23 protein-coding genes and 1 pseudogene are annotated in these 23,401 nt (G+C 63.4%); 8 read left to right on the forward strand and 16 right to left on the reverse strand.

The features are described 5' to 3' along the window. Positions 1-2 precede the first annotated feature (2 nt). The 3 genes from BLW81_RS20740 to BLW81_RS20750 form a co-directional block, all read right to left on the reverse strand. Positions 3-1,295 carry an acyltransferase family protein gene (locus BLW81_RS20740; RefSeq protein WP_083410707.1) on the reverse strand — a complete coding sequence of 431 codons (1,293 nt, stop codon included), beginning with the start codon at positions 1,293-1,295 and terminating at the stop codon, positions 3-5. Positions 1,296-1,339: 44 nt separating this feature from the next. Beyond that, positions 1,340-2,779: a flavin-containing monooxygenase gene (locus BLW81_RS20745; RefSeq protein ID WP_083408802.1), complete on the reverse strand. Its 1,440-nt coding sequence runs from the start codon at positions 2,777-2,779 to the stop codon at positions 1,340-1,342. A gap of 128 nt (positions 2,780-2,907) precedes the next feature. Further along, positions 2,908-3,219: a hypothetical protein gene (locus tag BLW81_RS20750; RefSeq protein WP_083408803.1), complete on the reverse strand. Its 312-nt coding sequence runs from the start codon at positions 3,217-3,219 to the stop codon at positions 2,908-2,910. Between the two features lie 371 nt (positions 3,220-3,590). On the opposite strand from BLW81_RS20750, the gene BLW81_RS20755 reads away from it, so the two are divergent. Together BLW81_RS20755 and BLW81_RS20760 are read left to right on the forward strand one after the other, a co-directional pair. Continuing rightward, positions 3,591-4,277 carry a sensor domain-containing protein gene (locus BLW81_RS20755; protein WP_083408804.1) on the forward strand — a complete coding sequence of 229 codons (687 nt, stop codon included), beginning with the start codon at positions 3,591-3,593 and terminating at the stop codon, positions 4,275-4,277. A gap of 69 nt (positions 4,278-4,346) precedes the next feature. Further along, positions 4,347-4,643: a hypothetical protein gene (locus BLW81_RS20760; RefSeq protein ID WP_083408805.1), complete on the forward strand. Its 297-nt coding sequence runs from the start codon at positions 4,347-4,349 to the stop codon at positions 4,641-4,643. On the opposite strand, the gene BLW81_RS20765 is transcribed toward BLW81_RS20760, so the two are convergent. Continuing rightward, positions 4,640-5,284, reverse strand: coding sequence for a dihydrofolate reductase family protein (locus BLW81_RS20765; protein WP_083408806.1), 645 nt, complete (start codon positions 5,282-5,284; stop codon positions 4,640-4,642). The genes BLW81_RS20760 and BLW81_RS20765 overlap by 4 nt on opposite strands. A 796-nt stretch (positions 5,285-6,080) precedes the next feature. On the opposite strand from BLW81_RS20765, the gene BLW81_RS20770 reads away from it, so the two are divergent. Continuing rightward, entirely contained in the window at positions 6,081-6,875 is a 795-nt protein-coding gene (locus tag BLW81_RS20770) for a hypothetical protein (protein WP_083408807.1), read from the forward strand. Between the two features lie 2 nt (positions 6,876-6,877). Continuing rightward, a complete protein-coding gene (locus BLW81_RS20775; protein WP_083408808.1) occupies positions 6,878-7,876 on the forward strand; it encodes a DUF4238 domain-containing protein in 999 nt (332 codons plus the stop codon). Between the two features lie 474 nt (positions 7,877-8,350). On the opposite strand, the pseudogene BLW81_RS30295 reads toward BLW81_RS20775, so the two are convergent. The 5 genes and pseudogenes from BLW81_RS30295 to BLW81_RS20795 all read right to left on the reverse strand — a co-directional run bounded on the left by BLW81_RS30295 (position 8,351) and on the right by BLW81_RS20795 (position 13,819). Then, positions 8,351-9,548: pseudogene (locus BLW81_RS30295) on the reverse strand (ATP-dependent DNA helicase). 113 nt (positions 9,549-9,661) lie between these two features. After that, on the reverse strand, positions 9,662-10,849 hold the full coding sequence (mobF, locus tag BLW81_RS30300) for a MobF family relaxase (protein ID WP_407662277.1): 1,188 nt from the start codon (positions 10,847-10,849) through the stop codon (positions 9,662-9,664). Between the two features lie 326 nt (positions 10,850-11,175). Beyond that, positions 11,176-13,185, reverse strand: a complete 2,010-nt coding sequence (locus tag BLW81_RS20785) for an AAA family ATPase (protein ID WP_157897766.1) — start codon at positions 13,183-13,185, stop codon at positions 11,176-11,178. 51 nt (positions 13,186-13,236) lie between these two features. Continuing rightward, the gene (locus tag BLW81_RS20790) at positions 13,237-13,524 is read right to left on the reverse strand and encodes a HigA family addiction module antitoxin (protein WP_083408810.1); all 288 of its coding nucleotides are present in this window, start codon (positions 13,522-13,524) and stop codon (positions 13,237-13,239) included. Between the two features lie 13 nt (positions 13,525-13,537). Further along, positions 13,538-13,819, reverse strand: coding sequence for a type II toxin-antitoxin system RelE/ParE family toxin (locus BLW81_RS20795; protein ID WP_083408811.1), 282 nt, complete (start codon positions 13,817-13,819; stop codon positions 13,538-13,540). A gap of 138 nt (positions 13,820-13,957) precedes the next feature. On the opposite strand from BLW81_RS20795, the gene BLW81_RS30305 reads away from it, so the two are divergent. From BLW81_RS30305 to BLW81_RS30015, 3 genes are all read left to right on the forward strand, one after another. Then, the gene (locus BLW81_RS30305) at positions 13,958-14,197 is read left to right on the forward strand and encodes a helix-turn-helix domain-containing protein (protein ID WP_083408812.1); all 240 of its coding nucleotides are present in this window, start codon (positions 13,958-13,960) and stop codon (positions 14,195-14,197) included. Positions 14,198-14,209: 12 nt separating this feature from the next. Beyond that, the gene (locus tag BLW81_RS30010) at positions 14,210-14,644 is read left to right on the forward strand and encodes an Arm DNA-binding domain-containing protein (protein WP_235632051.1); all 435 of its coding nucleotides are present in this window, start codon (positions 14,210-14,212) and stop codon (positions 14,642-14,644) included. A 111-nt stretch (positions 14,645-14,755) separates the two neighbouring features. Further along, positions 14,756-15,400 (forward strand): site-specific integrase, encoded by a 645-nt coding sequence (locus BLW81_RS30015; protein ID WP_235632052.1) that lies wholly within the window; start codon positions 14,756-14,758, stop codon positions 15,398-15,400. Between the two features lie 687 nt (positions 15,401-16,087). On the opposite strand, the gene BLW81_RS20815 is transcribed toward BLW81_RS30015, so the two are convergent. The 3 genes from BLW81_RS20815 to BLW81_RS20825 form a co-directional block, all read right to left on the reverse strand. After that, complete coding sequence (locus BLW81_RS20815; protein ID WP_083408813.1) at positions 16,088-19,123, reverse strand: N-6 DNA methylase family protein; 3,036 nt, start codon at positions 19,121-19,123, stop codon at positions 16,088-16,090. Between the two features lie 291 nt (positions 19,124-19,414). Continuing rightward, positions 19,415-19,645 carry a ribosome modulation factor gene (locus BLW81_RS30325; protein WP_456093747.1) on the reverse strand — a complete coding sequence of 77 codons (231 nt, stop codon included), beginning with the start codon at positions 19,643-19,645 and terminating at the stop codon, positions 19,415-19,417. Between the two features lie 84 nt (positions 19,646-19,729). Continuing rightward, entirely contained in the window at positions 19,730-20,026 is a 297-nt protein-coding gene (locus BLW81_RS20825; RefSeq protein ID WP_083408815.1) for a hypothetical protein, read from the reverse strand. A 22-nt stretch (positions 20,027-20,048) separates the two neighbouring features. On the opposite strand from BLW81_RS20825, the gene BLW81_RS29450 reads away from it, so the two are divergent. Continuing rightward, positions 20,049-20,282 (forward strand): hypothetical protein, encoded by a 234-nt coding sequence (locus tag BLW81_RS29450; protein ID WP_157897767.1) that lies wholly within the window; start codon positions 20,049-20,051, stop codon positions 20,280-20,282. A gap of 221 nt (positions 20,283-20,503) precedes the next feature. Here BLW81_RS29450 and BLW81_RS20830 read toward each other — a convergent pair whose 3' ends face one another. The 4 genes from BLW81_RS20830 to BLW81_RS20845 all read right to left on the reverse strand — a co-directional run bounded on the left by BLW81_RS20830 (position 20,504) and on the right by BLW81_RS20845 (position 23,394). Then, on the reverse strand, positions 20,504-21,517 hold the full coding sequence (locus tag BLW81_RS20830; RefSeq protein WP_157897768.1) for an ImmA/IrrE family metallo-endopeptidase: 1,014 nt from the start codon (positions 21,515-21,517) through the stop codon (positions 20,504-20,506). Positions 21,518-21,521: 4 nt separating this feature from the next. After that, a complete protein-coding gene (locus BLW81_RS20835) occupies positions 21,522-22,400 on the reverse strand; it encodes a hypothetical protein (RefSeq protein WP_083408817.1) in 879 nt (292 codons plus the stop codon). 49 nt (positions 22,401-22,449) lie between these two features. Next, positions 22,450-22,818 (reverse strand): hypothetical protein, encoded by a 369-nt coding sequence (locus BLW81_RS20840; RefSeq protein ID WP_083408818.1) that lies wholly within the window; start codon positions 22,816-22,818, stop codon positions 22,450-22,452. 78 nt (positions 22,819-22,896) lie between these two features. Beyond that, positions 22,897-23,394, reverse strand: a complete 498-nt coding sequence (locus tag BLW81_RS20845) for a GNAT family N-acetyltransferase (RefSeq protein ID WP_083408819.1) — start codon at positions 23,392-23,394, stop codon at positions 22,897-22,899. Between the last annotated feature and the right edge of the window lie 7 nt (positions 23,395-23,401).

The raw sequence follows: 23,401 nt of genomic DNA on the forward strand, positions 1-23,401 counted from the left end.
CGTCAAGCCTTGGCGCGCACGCAGATTCGCGCAGCTGCCAGGGCCCCGATGAAGCAGCCGAGCATCGCCCATCCCATCGATCCGGTCAGGCCGTTCTTGGCCAGCAGCAGCAGCGCGACCCCGGACGCGATCACCAGGGCGCCCGCCGCCGTGGACGCCGCGCCGGTGGCCGCGGCAGGCGCGTCCCACCACGGCAGCCGACGGTGCTCGAGCGGCGACAGCAACCGGAACATCACGAACATCACCACCGCGAACACCGCGGCCCGCAGCGCCAGTCGAGCCCAGAACCCTGGCGCGTCAACGTCATAGGCGTCGAGGCCAGCGGCGTGCAGTGAGAACGCGGCGATCGCGATCGCGACGATGTGCCACAGGTACAGCGTCATCGCTCCCCCGTTGCCGACGGCGACGACGTACCAGACCCGCGGCCGCCGCGCCCACCGCTGGATCCATCCCGCGGCCGCGACGAACGCACACGACATCCATGTGCAGTGCAGGGCCAGCAGCAGGGTCGGCGGGGAGACGTTCGACAACCGCTCGGTGCCGGTGACGACGAGCGAGACCTCGTACGGCCCGGCCATCGCCAGCGCGATCTGCGCGGCGAGCGCACCGGCCGCGACCGCGAGCGCGGTGCGGTGGGCGATCAGCCGGCGGGCGTAGGCGACACCGATGACGACGGGGATGAGCCAGACGACGACGAAGTTGGGCACACCTGCCATGGCGCTGCCCGCCGCGATGCGGATCGCGTCGATGAGCCCCGCGCCGACAAGTAGACCGGCGACGACGGCCGCGGCGGTGCGGCCGGTGGTCAGGCGGGTCAGCAGCGGGACGAACGCCAGCACCACGAGGTAGACACCCAGGAACCACAGCAGCGCCACGGATTCGCGACCGAGGTCGGCGGCCGATTCCGCGCCGAGGGTCAGCCGGACACCGAGCAGCGCCACCGACCACACCGCGAGGTACCAGAACACCGGGCGGCACAACCGCTGCGCGCGGGTGAACAACCACGAGCCCCAGGCCCGGCCGCGGTGCCAGCCGTAAGCCCCTGCGGCACCGCCGGCCAGGAAGAACAGCGGCATGACCTGCACGACCCAAGTGATCGGCGTGAGGGCGGGGATCTCGCCGAGGATGTTGCCGATGCGGACGCCGTCGTCGATGGTCGCCAGCAGCAGCGCGCAGTGCCCGAAGATCACCACGACGAGCGCGCCCAGCCGCGCGACGTCGATGGCACGGTCGCGGTCCGGCGGGGTGTCGGCGGCGAACTTGTCGGCGCGGGACGCAGGAGTGGTCAGCGGCATGGGTTCAGGATGCCCGGCGTCGTGGTCAGCGGCCATGAGTAGTACTACGTGTCGCTGCCGAGCAGCCGCCAGTACGCCGTCTCGCGTTCGGTCATCGTGTTCGACGTGATGGCCCCGAACGCCGCCGCGTCGCGGGCGAACCGCTGCGTCGCGTCGGGTGCCGCGTCGGGTCCCTCGAGGCGAAAGCAGCTGGGCGCGAGCGGGCCGAAGAGCAGGGCGCGGTGGAGCCCCGGCCAGTGTGACAGGGTCGGCTCGACGCCGGCGGCCCGCGCGAACGTCACCGCAACCAGGTTCATCCGCGTCTTCTGAGGTTCCCCGGGTGGCCGCTCCGGGGTGACGACGGGCGGCTCGACGAGCCCGGCCCAGGCGTAGGCGATCCAGCGCGCCTGCAGCTCCAGCGGCACGAAGTAGCCGCCGGACTGGTCCCACATCCCGACGAACGCCAGTCCCGGTAGCTCCGGGTGGAAGGTGTGGCGGTCCAGCACGCGGTGCATGGTCTCGTCGAGAAACGGCATGGCGACCCGGAAACCGGTGCCGAACACGATGCCGTCGAACTGCTCGCTGCGCCCGTCGGCGAACGTGACGCGATCACCGGCCACCGCAGTCAGCCACGGCCGCACCACGATCCGGCCCTCGGCGACCAGCGGCAGGTAGTGCTGACTGAGCGTGACACCGGCGACCGAGAGCGACGGGTGCGGGGCGGGCGCGCCGTACTGCTGCGGCTCGCCGGCCGCCTCGAGCACGATCTCTTTGAGCTGCCGGTCGATCTCGTCGGCGGGCAGTCGTTCGGCGGCCAGCGCGCCGTAGCGGGTGAACACGCGGTGGTCGGTCGGCACACCGCCGGCGAGCTTGGGCAGCACGTAGCGCTGGCGCCGCTGCGTGAGAACGACGCGGTCGGCACCGGCGAAGACGAGTTCGGCGGTGATCTCGAGCGCGCTGATCGCTCCGCCTGCCACCAGGACCCGCTTGCCGCGGTAGCGCGCCGGGTCGCGGAAGTCGTAACTGCTGTGTGCGCCAACCGAACCCGTGAAGGTGTCCAGGCCGGCGACGGCCGGGAGCACCGGGGTCTGGAAGCGCCCGGTCGCGACGACAACGCGCTCGAACGTCTCGACCCCGCTGTCGGTCGCGACGAGCCATCCGCCGTCGGTGCGACGCACCCGCCGGACCCGGGTGCCGAGCCGCGTGATCGCCGGTAGGTCGAACTGGTCGGCATAGCGATGCAGGTAGCCGAGGACCTCGTGGTTGGACGGGAAGGTGGCCCCGGGCCCGGGATCGAGGTCGCCGAAGGCGGTCAGGACGCGGCTGGTGTTGGTGTGCATCGCCGGCCAGACACCGCTTCGGCCCGGCCGGCCGGTCCATTGGCCGCCGATCTCGTCGCCCTGCTCGAAGATCGTCGTCGTGAAGCCCTGCGACCGCAGCCAGCGGGCCGCGACCAGCCCGCCGGGACCGGCGCCGATCACCGCGACACGGCCGGTTGCGGTCATTGCCGTTCGTCCATCGGGCCTCCCCCGTGGCGGAATCTACGGCAGCACGCGGGACTTGACCTGCCAACCGCGCAAGAGGCGGCCGGCCCGCCACCGGGGGGTGTGACGGGCCGGCCGGGTGGGGATGGTCAGGGCAGACGGGTGAGCACGGGCAGCTTGTCCGCGGGCAACGTGGGGCGGATGCTGGCGCCGTTGCGCTGGGGGGCGGTGGTGGTCGTGATCTTGCCGCCGCGGCAGGAGACGATCTTGCCGTCGACGAAGACGTCCTGGCCGTCGTCGATCGGGATGGGATAGCCGTCGGCGTCGGTGTAGGTGCAGCCGCCGCTGGGCGTGGGCCCGTTGTCGACGGCGTGTGCGGTGGCCGGGGTGAGCACGAGCACGGCGAGTGCGCCGAGGAGCGTGGCGGCGTAGCGGGAGCGGGAGACGGTGGTCGAGCTCATCGTGGGGTCCTCTCGGGAGTGGGTGGTGCGGGTGCTGTGAGAGGAATGATTCCGAGCTGACGGGGGTGTCCGTAATCGCCGCCGGGCCAGTCTTCTGCGCCGCGGGGATAGGTTTTCCTATCCGCGAGGTAAGGGTGGGATCGTCGCGGTTATCCGAGAATTGTTGGCCTGCAACGAAATAGGTGTATTGCCCTGGTTTGGGCGCGGAGGCGGCAGCTTAATCGTTACCACAACCGTTGCGCATCGTTATCCGAAACTCCGCAGATATCGCCGAGTCGGCGGCACCGCTGGTACACCATGGGCTTCCGTCGCGATTTCGGGGGACATCGCCACGGTGGTCGGTTGAAGAAGGCTGCGTTGGGGAGGGACATATGCGCCGATCCACGGCGGCGCTCGGCGCCGCGATGGTGTGTGTGCTGGTGGGCGGGTGTGCGGACACGGTGAGCAACGCGGTGTCGACGACGACCACTCGCACGATGGTCCCCCGTCCGCTGGTGGCTCGCGAGTTGCCGGAACTGCTGTTGAGCCCGGGAGAGGTCGACGCCGCGATGGGGGCGGTGGGGATGGCGGTGACGAGCACGCAGACGGTGATGTCGGACAACAGCGCGACCATGGCGCCGCGGGAGTGCCTGGCGGTCGACGGCGCGGCCGAGGCGCCGGTCTACGTCGACAGCGGCGCGACCGCCACCCGCGACCAGAGCCTCAACGACGGGGACAACTTCGCCCATTACCTCAAGCAGGCGGTGGTGCTGTTTCCGTTGGTTCGCAAGGGCCGCGCCTTCTTCGACGCATCCGCTCAGCAGTGGCAGGCGTGCCGTGAGTACACGCATCTGCAGAGCGGCACGCAGTGGACCGTGGGCCGGGTCGCGACGGAGAACGATGTGCTCAGCGTCGTGGCGACGCAGCGCGACGCGGCTGCACCCGGATGGGCGTGCGGGCGGGCGCTGGCGGTGCGGAACAACGTCGTCATCGACGTCAACACGTGCAGCGCGAAGCCCGCGGACTCGGCGGTGCGGATCGCCAACCAGATCGGCGAGAAGGTCGCGGCCCGGTGGTGAGCGATTCGCCGGAAGCGACGAGGGGTACTTCTCCCCCTGTCCACGTGAACTGCGGGGGAAGGCGAATCGATGGCTGATCAGGACAACGGTGACGGCGGCCGGTGGGACGTCGGGGCCAAGGACGGTGTGGTGCTCGTCGAGCGGCGCAGCGAGGACAACGAGCAGTTGTTCACCGACCGGCTCGAACCCGAGGACGCCCGCCAGCTGGCCGGGCTGTTGACCAAGTTCGCGGACAAGGCCGAGACGGCGGCGCCGCGCGACGACGACTCCGACGACGATGACTCCGAGGACAAATCGGAGGACGACTCGGACGAGGACTCGAAGGACGACAAAGACAAAAAAGACAAAGACAACAAGGACGACTAGCCGGCGCTCGCCAGGCCGCGATCGGGTGCGGCCATGTCGCCGGTTGCAGGGACGCCGTCGGCCCGCGCGTACTGCACGTAGACGGTGCCGTTCGGGCTGACTGCCGGCGGTCGCAGCAGCGTGAGGTTGGTCGGGACCGCGCCGCCGTCGAACACCTTCTTGCCGACGCCGAGCACGATCGGGTGGATCCACAGATCGATGCGGTCGAACAACTTCTCGCGCAGCAGCGTCTGGACGAGGTTGAGGCTGCCGACGACCTTGATGTTGTCGTGGCGGTCGCGGATCTCGTTCACGGCGGCGGCCAGGTCGGGGCCGAGTTGGGTCGATCCGGCCCACGACAGGTCGGGCGTGCCGCGGGACCCAACGTATTTGGGGATGCGGTTGAACAACCGGGCGATGTCGTCGTCCTCGCCACCTTCCTGGTACGGCCAGTGGGCGGCGAAGACGTCGTAGGTGCGGCGGCCGAGCAGGAGTGCGTCGGTGCCCTGGTAAGCCTCGGCGATCTGGGCGCCGGTGACTTCGTGGATCAGCGGCGCCTGCCAGCCGCCGAACGGGAAGCCGTCGGGATCCTCGTCCGGCCCGCCGGGCGCCTGCCCGACGAGATCGAGGGTCGCGAACAGTTCGAGGTAGATCAGGCCCATGTCGTTCTCCGATGTCGATGAAGTCGTCGACAAAGTAGACACGCGCCGGCCGACGAAGTCATCGCCGAGACGCGCAAAGGCGGCTCCCGATTCCTCGGAAACCGCCTCTGACCTGGAAAAACTCCGGTCGGGCTGACAGGATTTGAACCTGCGACCACTTGACCCCCAGTCGGACGTGTGCCGAGTTCAGCTGCCGCGCAATGCTTTCCGGGTGACATTGACCAGGCGAAACCGTGTCACGACGTCTCACCTCAACCCCACCGTTTTGCATCTAGTTGTGACAACGTCGTGACGACGTCCGCATCTGCACACCACTGCGCGGGTGATCTACTGGCGTTTGCTGGAATCGGATCACTACCCACGCACGATCCGGTCGGGCGCCGTTCGCAGAGCCCAACTGCCTGCGGGGTAAGACTCGAAACGATTTCGCTCGGCAGCGAGGATTTCAGCCACGCGCTCCGAGAAAGAATCGAGACACGACGCCCTGGAGCTAAAGGGCCTGACTCCGCGACGGCAACCAATGCCTTGCGCCGGCCGAGCATCTAAACCACACGCGCACAAGTAATCCACAGCGGCCTCAGCTTGTCGGACCTCGGACGTACCATCAGGAGCGGCAGCTTCATATGAACTGCTCAGAGACGCCGAGGCCCTGCCGAAGCGGACTCCGACAGGGCTCGACGTGTATTGGCGAATACCGCGTCACAGCCTAGAGGCTAGGCCGCACCCGCAGTAGGGGCTCGGTCACATCGGGGTCGCTTAACGTCTGGGTCGCGGCGACGCACCAGGAGGTTGACCCTTGCCCGATGACCCACCCTTACGCCGATCCGTCCGCGACTTCATCAAGCACTACGGGCTGAGCCGGGACCAATATCTCGTCGCGCGCAGCAAGGCCAAGATCAGGCCCAAGGACTGGAGCGCGATGCTATCGGCCAAGGACGAGACGGCCCTGCTGAACCACATCAGCGCGGAGAAACGCACCGACCAGGTGTTTCAGCACATCCGTGAGCGGCAATTGGAGGTGAATACGCAGTTCGCACCGCCGCCCCCACCGCCGATCGACTACGACGCAGAGGTCGAGCGGGTGTCGAAATCGTTGGACAAGTGGCGCCACGTCCTCAGGGAGTTCGCGCATAGTCACGTTACCGACGACCGCACCCACCGGTGTAAACGCTGCCACGCACAGGCACCTTGCCCGACTAAGAGAACGTTGCACCGACTCGACAACGACCTGGTCGAGAGAGTCGCGGTAGCCGATTCCGGCATTCCATCGTCTGGGCTCACTGCCGCGAACCGCCCCGTCGATGTGCAGTCCGAACTCACGCTGAGTCAACTTTATGAGGCGCGCAACCGATGGCGGCGGGCGCTAGTTGATTTGACCATCGACCACATGATCGAGGACAGCAAGGGGCGCTGCGGACAGTGCCCCGCTGGAACGCCATGCGACATAAGCAAGGTAGTCGCACGAATTAATAGGGGGATTGCTCGCCAGATAGAGGACTACGCGTGCATGGACGACGGGCAACGCGAGTTGGCGCTCGGCGAAAGGCCGATCGTCCGCTTGTACGAGGACGACGACTGGGACGCGATATAGCCGTGCCGACGGCGCAGAACGCAACGGGCAAGGATGCGAAGCTGCACCACACGGTGCCACAGTTCTATTTACGCGGTTTCGCCGACAGCCAGGACCGAATCACGACAGTTCATCTTCCCGGCGACAAGTCACGTACAGGGAAGGTCCGGAAGACCGCGGCGACGAACCGCTTCTACTCGATCGACGGACATCCCGATGGCACTGATGTGTTCGAAAAGGCCCTGAACGTCCTCGAGACTGACACGGCTCCGATACTGAAGGAGATTGCCAATGGCGTATGGCCATTGGCCGATCTGCAACGAGAAAAACTGAGCACGTTCTTGGCCGTTCAACACCTGCGCGGTCACACCACACGGCGATCGATGTCATACATCGCCGCTCAGATGGTGCGTCTGCAGGTCCAGTTCGTTGGGCGGGAGCGTCTTCAGGGGTGGGTGCAAGAAAAGTACGGTCACGATGTCACGGACGGCGAGGCTGAAACACTTTGGCAGTACGTTACCCAGGCGGAGGGACCGCCGGTTACGGTCAAACCCACGTTACACATCGAGAGCATTATCGACGGCGCGGGAAAAGTCATTCCCTTCATTATCGCCAGACCATGGACACTCGTCCGGTTCAACAGAAGGTCACTAATTACCTGCGATTCGCCGGTCGCACTCATCCCCGATCCCGACAGCGGGCCATCGCACGGCGTTGGATTTATGACCGCGGCGGCGATCACATTCCCACTTACCCGCGGGCTAGGCCTGATCATGGGCGACGTGCGGCCAATCATCGAATCGAAGTACCCGGTATCACGAGTCCGAGCCGGCGAGTTGGATACCGAGGTGTCCGGCACAACGGCACTGGCGAACTTCATCAACGACAGCACCGTACAGTCGGCTAGCGAGTATCTGTACCACCACCCCGCCGACGAGACCACTGTGCCGTCGCATCTGCCCAACCCCTCGTTGATAACCATCGGGGGCCCAGAATCAGTGGATATTCAGGATCTTCTTTGAATCGTGGTGCTGCGCCCCAGATCGTTGGCGCAGCGGAGTCTGCTCGCCGCACCAGGGCCGAGGCCGGAGCCAACGGCCGCCTTTGGGGATTGAGTTGGTTCCTGCGATCCTCGATTGTGATGTGTGCGTGGAACTTGTCCCGGACGGCGTGTGGATTGCCACCGCACAGTACGTGTAGCGCAGCTCCCAGGAGGCCTTAGAGATCCAGGCTGCCGCTGGAGTCTCGGCTCAGGCCAACACCTCGATCGCGCATCACGCTCCTCACCTGTGCCTGCTGAGCTGCTATCTGCCAGGCTTCGAAGCCGTTGCGCCGCGATTGGACGGCCCGTCGGTGGCATTCCGCGAACTCGGCAATACGAGTGGGCAATGCAGCAGGGTTCGTTTCGGATGCGACTTCGTGGGCGGTGCGCGGAGAGTCGTCTCGGGCGATCAGAGATCGGACGAATTGCATTGCGTCAGTGGGGTTCCCGCGCACTAATGGCGTATTCGCGGTTGAATGTTCTTGGGTATCGGCGATCCGTTCGTAGAGGTGTGGAGTGTTGGTGTGGCGGCCGCGAGTCTGGCTACGTAGAGCAGGTTTCGGGTGGTGTTTTCGCCGAGGACGGCGTGGCTGGTGTCGGCGGTGACGCCTTGGGCGGAGTGCACGGTGACGGCGTATCCGAGGTTGATGTGCTCGCGCAGGTAGTCGCCGCTGAAAACTGCACCGGCGCCGTCGTCGAGCCGCACCGCAGCAATCCGGTACTTCTTCGAATCGATCCCTGCAATGCGCCAACGATTCCCGTTCCTCACCATGGGGGCGGGCTCGGTGGCTCCCGGTTTCTCCAGGATCGTGACGTCGGGATCGTTGCGGCGGCTGACAATCAGATCCCCCACCCCGACCTGCTCTCCGTTCGCGACGGTCAGGGCGGGCTCGTCTCTACCGATGCGTTGTTCATGGAGGCGCCGATTAAGGGCGCGGGTCATTTCGGCGGTGTCGCAGATCAACAGCGCGTCATGGCCTTCCGACAGGTCAGCCTCGTAGGCGGCCAGGGCGTCGTGGGCCATGGTCACGGTGTCCCCGCAGTGCAGCCGGTCACGCGTCCGGTACCAAGAAACGGCGCGGGCGACCTCGGCGGGATTGCCGTCGCGCAATGCGAGTGAGGCGCTGCGTTCGTCGGGGTCGCGCATGCGCCACACCTCGGACAGCTTCTGCGTCCAGGGCAGGTCGTTGCAGAGTTGGGCGAACGCCGCCACGGGCTTTCACCGGGGCCAGCTGATGCTGATCACCGACCAGAACGGTCTTGGCACCGGCTGCGGTGGTGGCGGTGAGGAGCTTTCGCAGATCGTCGGTGCCCACCATCGCGGCCTCGTCGACGACGACCAGCGTCGCCGGACTCAGGTCGAGCTGATGGTCGCGCAGTAGTTGGAGGGCTTTGGCGACGGTGTGTCCGGTGTCGCCGGCCCCCTCCCGCATCGCGACATCGACGGCCTTGCCCGTTGGGGCGAGGACCAGGACGTGGCCGTAGTGGCGGCGGTGCACCGCCGGCATCAGGGCGCGCATCGTGGTGGTCTTGCCCGCACCCGCCGGGGCGGACAAGGGCTGCACCAACCACGGCGAGGCGCCGATGTTCTCCACGGCGCGGCGCTGATCTTCTGATAGCCCGGTCGTGTCTTCGGGCTTGATCCACAGCATGGCGCGCGGCTCCTGCGCGTCGACCAGATCCAGTACCGCTTTCTCTTCATTGAGGATCTGATCGAGGGTGAACCGCTCATGCCCTTCGCGTTGATGCGCGGCGCGCACCCCGGTCACGCGCACCGCCACCGCATCGACCGCCGCGCGCGGCGCTTGTGCGGTGTCCACCGGCAGCTGCGCACCCACGATCTCCACCAGATCGGCGCGCGTGAACGCCGCCTTCTCAATCTTTTCGGCGGCCGCGGCCAGGTGCTCCCGATCAAAGAGTGCGCCCCCCGCTGTGCGCCGCGCGATGCGCGCCGCACGCGCCGTCTCGAACGATGTGCGGTCCAACCGTAGTCCCCGCGCATCCGCAGCCCACTGTTCTTGCAGCTGCCCCCACGAGAGCTCTTCGGGTTGGCGGGGCGGGTGGCTTTCTGCGCGGCCGCCAGCTGCGCCGCCGACACCTTCCCGTCCACCACGGTGAGGTTTCCGGCGGCCCACTCGCGCAGCGCGCTCGAGCGCCGCGACCACGCAGTAATGGAATCCCGGCCGACCCCGGCGAGCTCCGCCATCCCCGTCGCCGGGTCGACGGGCTCCCACTCGAAGCCTAGGGAGCGCTGCATCTCGCGGCGCAGCGTGGCCTGATAGATCACCCCCGCGGCGCGGGCCTCGTGATACAGCGACGTCCCATCAATAGAGATGAGTTGCCCGTCGCCGCGCGGCTGGCGGTTCGGGACGATGACATGGGTGTGCAGGTGCGAATCCCCGCACCGGGAGGTCTCGTGCTGGTAGGCGATCGCCACCAAGCCCGGCAGGCGCACCAGATCCTTCTCCCCTGTGACCGGGTTGTGCAACCTCGTGTAGCCGGCGTGCGCGCTCAGGTACTCCATCGCCTCCGCCAGTGCGGTGGTGTGCGCATCAGTAATCGCTTTCGCACCGACATCGTCGGCGCGCAGCGCCCGCAGCAGCGACACACTTTTGGGTGCGCAGAACGTCAGATCGAACCCGTGCACACCACGCACCCCGAAGGTGCGCCCGTGCGCACCGTTAGGTGCGGTGCCGTCATCGAGCCAGCGCGCCACCACCTCGGCGTCGGCCTCACCGCCCGCCCGTTCGCCATCGGTGAGCCCGACCAGTCGGGCGGCCGTGTGGGTGTCGCCGGCCAGCAGCCACACCGGGGTGCGGGTCTCGTGCTCGCTGTAGTACTCCCCCAGCCCGCCGCCGGCGCGGGCACGATCCTCGGTGGCGCGCTCAGCGGCCTGGGCGGTGTCTATGTAGTAGTTGATCGACCACCGCTTGAGCTTCGCGATCGTCAACACCAGAATCACCCACCCGGGATCGGAGACGGCGGCACTTGCTGCGCCACAACCATTCTCGCACCACTGTGCCATGCAGCATTTCGAGTGTTGATTACGCGGAACTGTTGCTGTGGAGCATATTTGAATAACAGGAGAGACGTGGAGACTGAGAGGGACGTGGAGTGGCAGTGTGAACACCTTTGAGAGTTATGGTGTGAAGTATTGATTAAGGATTGATTCCGCGACCGGAGAATCCATCCGATCGACCGCGCCCGTATTGACCGTGGTTCGCGGATTGTCGATCAAGGCGCGGTGGCGCCAAGTCGCACTCCAGAAGATGGGCGAGGCTACACCTTGCCGGAGACTTCAGGCTGAAGGAGGTACGGGCTCTCAAAAGCACTCACGAGTTGTGCGCTGAGCTTCTTCAAGAAGCGCTTGCCCTCGGCGGTGAGCTGTAGTTTTGGCCCGAGTTCTGCCAAGCGCGCCGCGATAATCTTGTGGCTTACGCCGCCGTCGATCCCAAGCACGGACTTAGCGTAGGTATCAACAGCTTTCGCGATTGTGCAATCGGACTGAAGTCGATCCTGATCTAGCGAGTGCCCCAACTCCTGGAGGAAGCCGTCGACTACCGACAAGTAAGTTGCTCGGTCAACGAGGTCCTCCAATGCCTTTCCTTCAGGAAGTTGAAACACGTGCGATGTCGGAACGCCGGCGGCGATCAACTGCTGCCGCTTCTCGTTGCCGGAATCATCTCCATCGACCAAGAAGGTCGTTATCAGTGCAACAGAACCGATCGCCTTCGAAGCTGACATGCTTGAAAGACCAAACGCCACCTGGAAATCGAGCGTTTCTGTGTTCGTCGCATTGCGCAACAAAGTCGGCAGCAGAATCATGTCGCTTACACCCTCCGCGAGGACCGCACGCCTGAACGCCGAGAAAGCGGCAGCTTCGGCTCCCATCGCGAATAGCAAGTTCGAAAACCCAGGGTCGTTTCGGATCCAAAAATTATTGCTCAGCTTGCTCCGCCCGGGAAACTCGGTGTCTCGCACCACCACGCGGATGCCCGTGCCCAAGTCCAGCGGAAGGCATCCCGGTGAATGTGTTGTATATAGGACTTTGTGAACTTTCAACTCGCTGGTCAGCACACGTACTAGGTCCGCCTGGGCGTCGTAGTGCAGGTTCCTTTCGGCTTCGTCGATCATCAGCACTGGTGGTATCGACAGCTCGGCCGCGATCAGGAAACAAACGAGGGCAAGGAAGGCCCGTAGACCATCACTCCGCTCCCCGATAGGAGTGATGGTTAGCTCCGGACTATCTAGCTCCTCGATATTTACCTCGAGCATTCCGTCCGTGTTGAGGACTATGTTCACCGTGAGTTGCGACTGGCTCCACATAGGCTGGAGTCGAGCCTGAAGAGTCCGGTTAATGCGCTTTTCGAATGTGCGAAGTTGAGCTGTGTCGCCGCGGTCAAGATAGCCCCACACCTCAGCCACTGTTGTACCGGCGACATAGAGGAGATTCCGAAGAGGAGGCGGCGCTTCGGCACGAAGAGCTTCGTCACCAAGGGGGTAGGTCTCGGCGATATTTCTATCGTCATCGGTGAACAGCACAAATTTCGGTACCCGCTGCTGCAACGCGTCTCGCATCGCATCTGCCGGTTCGCCGAGCCGGCCAGCGTTGATCGAATCACCTATCAACCGGGAGAGAGTAACCAGCTGTTCGCGCAAAGCTGCGAAATCCTCGGGCGCGTCTTCGATTCCCTCGATGTTCCTCCACATTGTGTCTACCGAATCAAGCGTACCGGCGAGATTCTCTAACCGATCATCCGTCCAATCTGGATCGGACGGATTGAGAAGAGCGGAGCCTACGCGGAGCACGTTTTCGACCGGCCCGATCCGCTCATCATCGGGTAGCGATTCTGAGTGCTCCAGTAACGCCATGACGCTCGCTATCTGAGCGTTCGCCGCCTTGAAGATGTGGGTGCTGCGCTGCACCTCAGTCGTTATTCCAGTCACGGTAGTGCCGTCCGCCCTGCGTGAGAGTCGAAACTCGGTGACTGTCTTGGCGGTGATCGCGGGCTCGACATCCAGGTCGAGTTGGTTAAGCGCCTCGATGTCGTCCTCATCGAGCTTGTAGCGCGCCCTTACCACTAGCGTTTCTGACTCTGGCGGCGCATCACGATTCTGTTCTTGAATTCGGAGATGACGGGGTGTGTCGGTTAACCATTGAAGGCCCTGCAACACGCTACTTTTCCCAGACTCATTCGGTCCAACCAGTGCAATTACCTTGCCGAGCACGTTGCATTCCGCTTCGACCAGGCGTTTGTAGCCGCGGAACTCAACCTCTGAAAGCCTCAATCTTCCCCCGCTTCAATCGAATAGCTCGTTTCGCAAAACCAGTGGGAAATGTTAAGCGATTCGGTCTATTGCCTTCAGCTGATCCGAAAGATGCTCCCGAGCAATCTCGGCGTCGTACTGAGCCTGCATGTTGATGAAGAACATGTCACTGAGGCCCAGCGCACGCGACAGCCTCAGCGCAGTGTCGGCGGTGATGCTCCGCTTGCCGTGGACGATCTCATTGATCCGACGCGCGGGTACGTCGATTGCCTTGGCGATCCGGTACTGCGTGATACCCATGGGCTCAAGGAACTCCGTCAACAGGATCTCGCCGGGGTGAGTAGGGGCGAAGTCGGCCATTCGTCCTCTCCTTTCAGTGATAGTCGACGAGCTCGACATGCGAAGCGCCGCTGGCGCTCCAGGCGAAGCACACGCGCCACTGGTCGTTGACGCGGACGCTGTACTGGCCGGCGCGGTTGCCGGACAGCTTCTCCAGCCGGTTGCCGGGCGGGACTCGCAGGTCGTTGATGTTCTCGGCCGCATTGATGAGGACGAGTTTGTTGTAGGTGAGCCTGCTGAGCTCGGGACTGAGCTTCTTGACGTACCGGCGCTGCCAGATCGCCTCGGTGTCCTTATCCCGGAACGAGCGGATCACGGTTCAATAGTAACGTCAGTCGTTATTAACGGCAAGCGTTATCATCCTCGAGGGCCTGGGTAGCAGAGAAAATTGTGCATAAAGTAGTCATAGGGCCGAAATACAGTGGTGGAATACAACCCAACACGAGGGGACCTTATGACCCACCACCACTCCCCCGGTGCAACTGATCATAATGCCTTCACCGGGAGACCCATCAAGGGCAGTTTGTTGCTGACAGTCTCAGAAGCAGCTGGCGCTCTTCGCATCTCGCGCTCGTCCATTTACCGGCTCTTCGACGCTGGCGAGCTCGCCTGGGTGCAGATCGGGGCTGCCCGCCGCGTCACGTCAGCCGAGATCCACCGCTTCATCGCTGCCCATACAGAGGCAGCCTCCTAATGTGCGGCCGCGATGGCTGAACGCCGGCAGCTGCCGCCGCAGATCCGACGCGTTGAGCTGGCGCGGCGTGCTGGCAGCAAGCCGGTCGTGCGCTACCAGCTCACCGTGGACACCGGCGTGGTCAACGGTAAGCGCAAGCAGCTGCGCCGCCGCTATCGAACCGAGAAGGAAGCCCGTGCCGCTCTGGCCGAGATTCAGGGTCAAGTGAACGCGGGAACCTACGTCCAGCCATCCACGCTCACCATCGAAAACGCTTGTGCCGACTGGCTGAAGTCTCGACACAGGATTCGCCCCACGACCGCCGCGGGCTACGAGTACGTCCTTCAGCCGGTACGCAGCGAGCTGGGTGAGTTGGCCGTTCAGGATCTGACCCGCCGCCATATCGACGAGTTACTCGTCAAGCTTCGCGCGGGCAGCGTTGTCCGGCCAAGGCGGAAAAGCCCGTAAGCCGTGGAGCGCGCGGTCCTGCAACTACATGCTTGGCGCCTTGTCCCAGGTGCTAGATCAGCTTGTCGCCGAAGGCCGCTTGACAGAAATGTCGCTTCACTTGTCGACCGCGTGCCTGGGAAGGCCAAGAAACTTCAGACGTTCACGCCTGAGCAGGTCCAGACCGTGTTGCGGGGGATCGCAAACGATCGCAACCGTCACGCGTGGCACCTCGCGCTCGCCGGCCTTCGCCGTGGCGAGATCGCCGGCCAGAGGTGGGCAGATATCGACCTCGCGAACAGGACACTTCGCATCGGTGCGACTCGCGTCGATGTCGGGGGTCGTGCTCTCGATCAGGATGAGCCTAAGACTGCCCACGCCGGTCGTGTGTTGCCGATCCCGGACGCGCTCCTGGCGGAACTGGCCGCAGCCCGCAACCGGCAGGCCGCGGAGAAGCTCGCGTTGGGCGAGGCCTACTCCGACCGGGGTTATGTCGTCTGCAACGAGGCTGGCGAGCCCTATCACCCGTCAACTTTGAGCACGCTGTGGCAGGCCGTTATCCGCGACCTCAACGTTCCCCAGATCCGTCTCCACGATGCTCGGCACACCTGCGCGATGCTCATGCATCTGCAGGGCGTCCCGATTGCACTCGTGGCTGCATGGCTCGGCCATGCCGACGTGTCGTTCACCATGCGGACCTATGTCCACGCCCAGCCCGAGGCGCTCGCATTGGCGGCGCAAAGCTTTGCTCCGCCGCTGGCCGATTCTGGCCACTGAAGCACCTCGCACAAGCGTGCGGTGACACCCGCTGTGCTCTGTGACAATCTGTGACAAATTTCGAACTGTCGAACTTTCGTGCGACACCTACTCTTCAGAAAAGAGCAGGTCAAAGACCTTTTCATGGTCGGGCTGACAGGATTTGAACCTGCGACCACTTGACCCCCAGGCTAAAAGGCGGTATGCGTGGGTGTCCGCCAGAGTCCATTTATACCCCTGTGGCACAACGAATTACGTCGTGCGCGGACAGTGACGGACGTATGCGGAAAACCGCGTTCAAATGGACGCAATGGCGGTACGAAAGGCGGTACGGACAGCGATGTAAGCCAGGGCCGGCAGCACCGCATTTCGCCCCGTCCTGCAAGACCCTCGCCGGCCTACTTCACGCCGAGGGCGCGCTCGCCAGCCTTGTGGGGGTGGACGCTCGACTGGTCGCCGACACGGTTTCGTTTGACGTCTGCACCGCGGCGAACCCGGTCGGGTCGCTGCGCCGCCGTCCCGCCGCGATCCGCATCGGCCGCGGGCCTCGTTGTCTCGACGCCGCCAGCTCGCCCAGGCGCTCGACGTCTCCGCGGCCGTGCTGGACGTGATGCGAGCGGGCCCGCTTTGTACCTCGCGGCCGAGGCTATCGCGCAGTCAGGACGGCCAGCATTCTCGCGTGGTTCGGCCGGTAGGCGGCGCTGGACGTCACAGTTGCGCAACTGAAAACAACTTGTTGACCTCGGCATCGATCAACGCTTCATTGGTCGCAATCGCCGCCTGGGTACGCTCAATTTCCCCAAGACGATCTGTGTACCACTCAAGAAACTCCTCTGTCTCTGGGATCGTCAGCCGGTTCCGTTTCTTCACGGCAGCGGCAAGTTGCGCGCCATCGGGCAGGCCTTTTACCTTCACGTTGTACCGCCTGAACAGGAAGGCACCAGTTCTAGCGGCCAGGTTGGCGAAGTCATCTGTTAGCCTCATGACTTCTTTTACTGCATCGCGAACCGTGCGCTGTGTCTGAGCGTCAGCCACAATAAACGGCAATTCCTTGAGATAAGAAAGTTTGACTTGAGGAAATAGGCGACCGCTTTCCAGAACTTTCTGGCGGTACAATTTCTCATATAGGGATGAGTTTAGAACCCCGAGTACAAAGTATGGGTCGACCTTGTCTTTATACTCTTCGCGAATTATGGCGCCTTGTACAGTATTTGCGAACCACTGGTCTTTAGCTAAAGTTGCCCTGATCTTATCGGCCGTTTGACGCCACAGGAGCTTTTCGCCTGCTCGCATCATCGCTTCATCAAAATAGACAATTTCGTTGTCCCGCAGAACTGATTTGTAGTTCTTCCGCAAGTAGAGACTTACCATGCTGGGAGATGAATACCGATTTATATCTGAGCCGGTCAACAACGGATACGTATCGGCCTCTGGCTCAAGCGAATACAGTCGCTGCCGTAGGTCGGTCTTACCCTTATTCACGAGGCCAACACCAACGCGTTGATGCTTGACGCCGGCGTCTTTCATGAGCAGAACCTTATCTAGCGGCACCACTGCTGCATTGCTCATGATTAATAATGGGTCGATCTCCGCGTACTGCGCCAATTCATTAGACGCTAGTATGGAGTGGAGTTCGTCGCGAGGAACCTCCGTGAGATTGAATAGTCTCCGCTTCTTGGTGGCGGACTCCTTCTTCACAAGAATTAGACAGCACGGCAGATTAACGCGAGGAAAGATCTTCTCGCCTAAATTTATGCAAGTCCAATTGTAATTGTCCAGATATTCGCGCACATCTGTGTAGCGCGGTTGATAGAGGAGAGTGCTGGGAGTGACGAAGCCGAGGTAGCCACCCGGACGAATCAAGCCGAGCGCCAACTCAATGAAATGCTTGTAGGTATCCTTGTGTTGCTGCGACGAGTGGGGATATCTCCGAACGATGTAATCGCTCGGACCTTCCGGCAGCTCCGCGCCCCAAGGCGGGTTTCCGATAACGACGTCGAATCCAGCGTGATCGCTGAGAATTTCGGGGAACTCTTCAACCCAAGTGAACGCCTTCTCGAAGGCTAGCGAAGGGTCATCAATAAGGCTGTTACCTACTTTAATATTCTTTTCGAGATTTTCGAGCGGTTCGTCGGCTCTAGCGGTCTTAAGCCACAGGCTAAGTTTTGTGATCTCAGCGCTTTCTTCGTTTAAGTCGACGCCAAATAAGTGGCGGAGCAGAGCAGCGTCATTCGCGTAGGCCCATTCCTGGCTTAGGTCCCTTCGAACCGCGATTCCGTCCTTTGTGGCTTCGAAGAGGCCGGCCACTCGTGCGGACCTCTTTCTCCGCTTCTGTGCATCGAGTTGCGCTTGTTCTTGCTGTTCGAGGGCGGCAGCCTCGATCTCGTCGCGGCGGAGAGCGTACGACTTCTTGAGGTGTGTATGCGCTTGGTTCAAAAACGCTCCACTCCCGCACGCAGGATCTAGAACCTTGAGCGTCTCGAGCCGGTCTGGATGTTCTTCCAGGTAAGCACCCAGGGTCATCTCGACGATATATCTGGTCAAGTATTCAGGCGTGTAGTAGATGCCTTCTTTTCGTTGCTTGGTAGATCGCTTGGCAACAGGCGTCCCCTCGAGTTCTGCTTTTATCGCCTCTATGTCAGCGACGCTCTGCTCGAAGACGTGACCTAACACATTTACATCTAGGTCACTGTGGAAGTCGTATGCATGCAGTTCAAGAACGGGCTTAAGGACGGCGTCGCGGATTACTAAGGCATCAAGCTGGTCGTCCTGTGCAAACAATCCTCCGTTGTATGCGTTGATAGGCGGAATGCGTTGAAGATTTCCGCGGTCGATAGCCCTGAACAGACCACGGCACTGCTTCCAGAGTTCGACTCCGGTTTGTTCGAATGATTGGGCGGCCGACTTGATTATTCCGTCAACCGTGTTGGTCGGCAGCAGGCGCACACTGCTGTCCTCACAGAAGCAAACGAAGATCAGCCGATCGAGGATCTTCTGCGTCTTCTCTAAAAGGACCGGCGGAGCCACTTGCGGGTTTTCTAACACCAAGTCATCGAAAAGAGCTAGACGTCGCTCACTGTAATCATCGTAGAACTGATCGGTTATGTTGCGCGAATACTGGCTGCTTTGGGCCAGAAGGTTATCGATCTCCGATGTGCCGGAGGGATCAATCAAATTTTGACGACATAATAGGTAATAGAAAGTTTTGAATTCTGAAGGATCCGCGAGCTTTTCGAGCGAGAACGATTCGAAATAGTCTTCCGATCGATATTTGCTGTACAGCCTTATCTCGCGGAAGTTGGAAACGATAATCCATTTGCAGGAGTCGATTTTATTGGCGTACCGGTAGCCCTGCTCTACGGGAGTTTCTTTCCGGGCTCGGCCGAGCTGCTTCTTATCTAACGACGTGCCGGCGTCTTTCAGCTCGACTACAGCGAGGTCTGTCTTGAGGTTTCGGCTATAGAACCCGAGGCCGGCGTCTGCCGAGTCCTGTCCAATCGAGAGCTCCGGTATCAGGTGATAGGTTGCGTCTCCCCCTCCTTGGAGCTTGTAACCCAAACAGTCTTGGAAAATCTTCGTGAGAAAAGGGCCCTGGACGCTTGTCTCTTTGGTGATAGAAAGGCCGCTCGACTTCAGCGAGGACGCCCAACCATCGATAATCTGCGCCGCTGCCCTGATCGTCTCATCTGCAACATCGAAGCTCGCACTCTGCCGACGGAGCAGTGGTGTGTTGAACAACTTCACCGCTCAGAGTCCTCCGCCTGTGCAAGCCGGCTCGCGTCAACCGGGCGTCGGGTGGCAGGCGTCGCCCACAGCACCCTCTTTCGTTCAGCTGACGGGCTGACCGCGAATGGCTTTGAGGACAGGTCATCGCTTACGGAAGCCTTCGATAGCGGCATAGTCACGAAGCCTAATTGGGTAGCGCCGCGGCGAGTGGTCACGACTGGCCGTTAGCCACGTCGCGTTCCTGTTCCGGTTCGTCGTGAGGCGGCCCCGCGCCTGGATTATCGACCCGTCCCACGGCCCCGTCGGGCGTCATCGCGGTGCTGAGTGTCTGCTCGCGCTAGGGCGATCGGTCTGGTCCGACATGGAATCGGATGCTATGGCGCGCGCTCCGCGGTATCGCGACATAGCGGGTCCGGTGTCGATCCGTACCCGCATCATCCGCATGTACCCGCGCATCCAGAGCTTCAGGAGGACGAGCGCTTGGCCGGCGTAAGGGTTGCGGTCGCCGGGTTCAGCGAGTGAGCCCTCGTAGAGCGCCATCGTGTATCTCGCGCGCTCCGTCACCCGCCAAGCATGCGGCCGTGCAGGGCAGAGCGGCGGATCCCACGCCGGGCGATGGGGCCCTTAAAGGTTGATGAGAGCAGCACCGACCTCGCTTAGGAGCTCACTCGGCGCAAGCCCGCATCTTTCGCCGGCGACCTTCACCGTGAGGTTCATGACGGCAGTCATCCCGGAGAACAGTTGCATTATTGCCTCCTCAGAATCGAGCCCGGCGTCCGTGAGGTCGTTGAGCGTCGATGTAAGGAAGTTGTCCGGCTCGGTCATGCCCGTGCCAGAAGGGCGGGAGTGTAAGACCGTGATGTATGCCAGCGCGTTTTGGGCGGCTTGCAACCGGCTTTGAGGCGTCCACTGAAATGTCATGGGCGAATGTTAGGAAGCCAGGGTGCATCAGGCGCCGTTGCCGGCGAGGCCGCGGCGATACGCTTCCCCGGCCGATCCAGTGCGCTACTTCCGGTGTGACGATCATCGACAACTGGCACATGTCCTGTGTGGCGGCTACTTCAAGCCCGAGGACACCGGTGTCGAGATCGCGAACGGCCCGACGCGCAATACCGCGGTCACCGGCGCGCACCGTCGGCGGTTGCCTGATCTTCCCGACGACGCCGACCCTGTTTGAATCAGCTAGGCCGGTAGCTTCTCAGCCGCGGCGGGCTCACCGTCCCGGTCCACGCACCTGCCGAGTGTCCGGTGCCAGGCAGTCCTCGCATCCGGCGGAGACGCGGTCGCAGCCACTTCCTCTCACCTGTGGTTTCCTGTGCACACGCCACTTTGTGGTGGTGTACCGACGCGCCATGCGTGCCATCGCAACCGGTGCGTCGCACGGGCTTCAGTCTGAGGTCACCAGCACTCGTGCTTGCCCGATTCCATCTCAGCTGGTGTATACGGAAGGAAGCAGGTACCGCACTTCGTTGGAGTTGCAGGCGCCGTGCAGCCGCATCGCTGGCAATGCGGGCACTTGAAGTCCTGACAGTTCTCGCAGCGGCCGCTGGATTGCTTTGCCTGAAAGGTCTTTTCGCACGCGGGGTTAGAACACTCCTGTGGGGGGAAGGTCCAGGTGCCCGCCCCGTTCGCGGTCGTTGGGCGCAGGGCGAGGAACACGTACCGCTCCTCGTAATCGAGAGCGGCCTCCACCCGCATACCGTCGAGCACAGACCCGGTTTTGTACTCGATGCCCTCGTGGAACTCCCTTCGCACGGCGGACTCCATCGCCTCGGCGGCGACGCGCCTGAACCCCTTTTGCGCGAATCCCTTCGGCGGCTGTGGATCGTCATAGGTGCTCGCTGACGTGGTGACCACCCCGTCGAGGTCCGCGACAGCCAGTAGCCAGCGCGCGCCCTCGGGCAGCATCTCGCGCACACGCTGTAGGGCGGCGGATCGGGAGGCCGCGGATCGCGCGAACAGTCCGGACATAACGTCAGCGGGGTGAAGCGAGGTGGCGTGGCGATCGGTGTCGTCGACCGGCATTAGAATTTGGGCGGCGAACTGGTCGCACACAGCCTCCTCGATCTCGCGGCGCTCCCGGTCGGTCATGTCGATGAGCGCGAAACCCCATTGGTCGTGCGACTGCTGCAGGTGATGGGCGAGCTCATGGAGCAGCGTGAAGTTGTCGCGGCGCGACGTCGCTGGGTGCAGGTGGATCGTGGGCGGTGATGGGCGGTAGTAACCGCCTCCACCGCAACCGGTGGCGGCGAGGCCGTCCTCGATCTCAATGGTGATCTCGGTGCTCCGCACCAGCGTCCCGAGGGGATCATCGCGTAGGGCTGCGAGGTTAAAGGTGGTGCACTCCGCGGCGATCCGAGCGGCGATCGCCTGGGCATCTCGGCCGAATGCGAGATCGTCCCAGCCGTCCACAGCGCTAATTCCTATCCCGTCCGGCACGTCTGATGGCGTCGCGAAGCTTCGTCTCCCGCAGCGCGTCGCCGTCATCGCGGGCGGCGAGCGGGAACTCGCGCCGGACAAGGCGGCGAATGTCCGCCTCGGCGAGACCGGTCTCCTCGGTGCGCGCCACGATGTCCTGCTTGTACCTAGGAGAGGCGATGTCGATTACCACATCTGCGAGGGGATCTTCTCCGACCAGCGACTCGGCCTCGACGCCGAGGCGCTCGGCGACCGCGGCGAGCTGCTCGGCGGTGACCGGCACGACGCCGGTCATGAGCGACCGCAATTCGGGCAGCGCGAGTCCCAACACCTCGCCGACGATGCGTGAGTTGCCGCCGGCCTGCTGAACCTTTTCCGAGTCGAGGAACGCCCCCTCTTCGGCGCCGCCGGTGTTGAAGCACAGCTCGGTCCAGTGGTCGACCATCAGGCGGTCCGCGCCATTGTTCGCGGCGTCACTGGCCGAGCCCGGTGCGAAGGCGAAGCCGGGGTCGTCGCCGTCGTCCATCGCGGACGACAGCGGAAGGATCCGGGCGGGCGGCAGCAGCTGGCCAAGGCTGCGGTCGAGGAGATGGCCTCCCAACCCGGTCTCGCGCGTCGGCCACAAGGTCACGGGCACCCCAAGTGGGGAGTCCTCGACGACGAGTCCGGGTGCGAACGACACCTCACCGGGAAGTGTGACCGGCCAGGCCAACACGAACCCGAGCTTCGCCGCCGCGATCATTGCGAGCCCGACATCGTCGCCGTCCCAGGAGAGGATCCACAGATCACCTGCGCGGACCTGCTTGCTTTGCGCTCCGCGGTCCCACAGCTGGTACGCAGATACCGGTAGGCCGGCCGGTCGATCACCGCCGCTCACTGCTCACCTCCCGTGGTCGTCGCTGCAAAAAGAATCGCCAGAGTACAGGTCATGAGTCGTAAAGCCGACCCCGGTAGACCTCTCGCGCCACCTTCACCTCGTCGTTGGGCAGTTTGCCGAGGTAGTCGCATTTGCCAGCGTGGCCCGTGACGTCCTTCAGGACCGGGTGGATGTAGCGGGCAGTCCACCACCCCGCGGCACCGAGGCGCGTGGCGTGGATCTCGGGCATCGCCCTGCTGGGCTGGTCTCCCGGCTTCTCGTCGCTAGTGATTCGGGGGAGCCCGGACCAAACGGTGTCCGCGTGGCGCTCGGCCATACATGCCATCGGACGGGCGGCCTTCCCGACGCGCGCCGGGTTCTCGGTGGCCTCCTTGGTGACCCAGTACGCGTCGCCGAACTTGGCATCTCCGTCGGGCATGCGCGGCAGCTTACAAGCCGAAGGTGACAGCGTGCGTCGGTATCCGGCGGGGCGCTCGCACGTCCAATTGGCTTCCGGTCACTCATGTCTCACGTGCGAGCCGCTGTCGAGAGTCGGGGCCACAGTGGGTTGGATGAACAGAGTGTGGCCCGCGGGACCCGGTCCCGGGTCGTAGAACGGCTCCCATCCGAGCCGCGCCCAGAATCCGTCGGCCTGCTCGCTGTATGCGAAGAGCCGCCGGCCGGGGTGCCGACGGCTGAGTGCCTGTACCACCCGCGTGCCGACGCCGCGGTTGTGCGAGGCGGCGGCCACCTCGATCAGCTGGATCTCTAGGCGATCGGTGCCGAGTTCCGGCACGTTGAGGTAGGTCGGATTGATGCCGCCCGGATCGTCGAGTTCAATCCGGGCCACCTCGACGCCGTCCTCCAGCACTTGCACGAACCACGGATCGTCGGCGTAGTACCGGACCTCGTCCCACCACCGCTCGTTCGTATAAGCGATCTCCCAGTCGAAGGGCGGCATCCAGGAGTACTTGTCCGCGGGGCCGCGGCGGTGGTCGACTAGATCGAGGCCCATGGGCCAA

Source organism: Mycolicibacterium rutilum, assembly GCF_900108565.1.
Lineage (GTDB): Bacteria > Actinomycetota > Actinomycetes > Mycobacteriales > Mycobacteriaceae > Mycobacterium > Mycobacterium rutilum.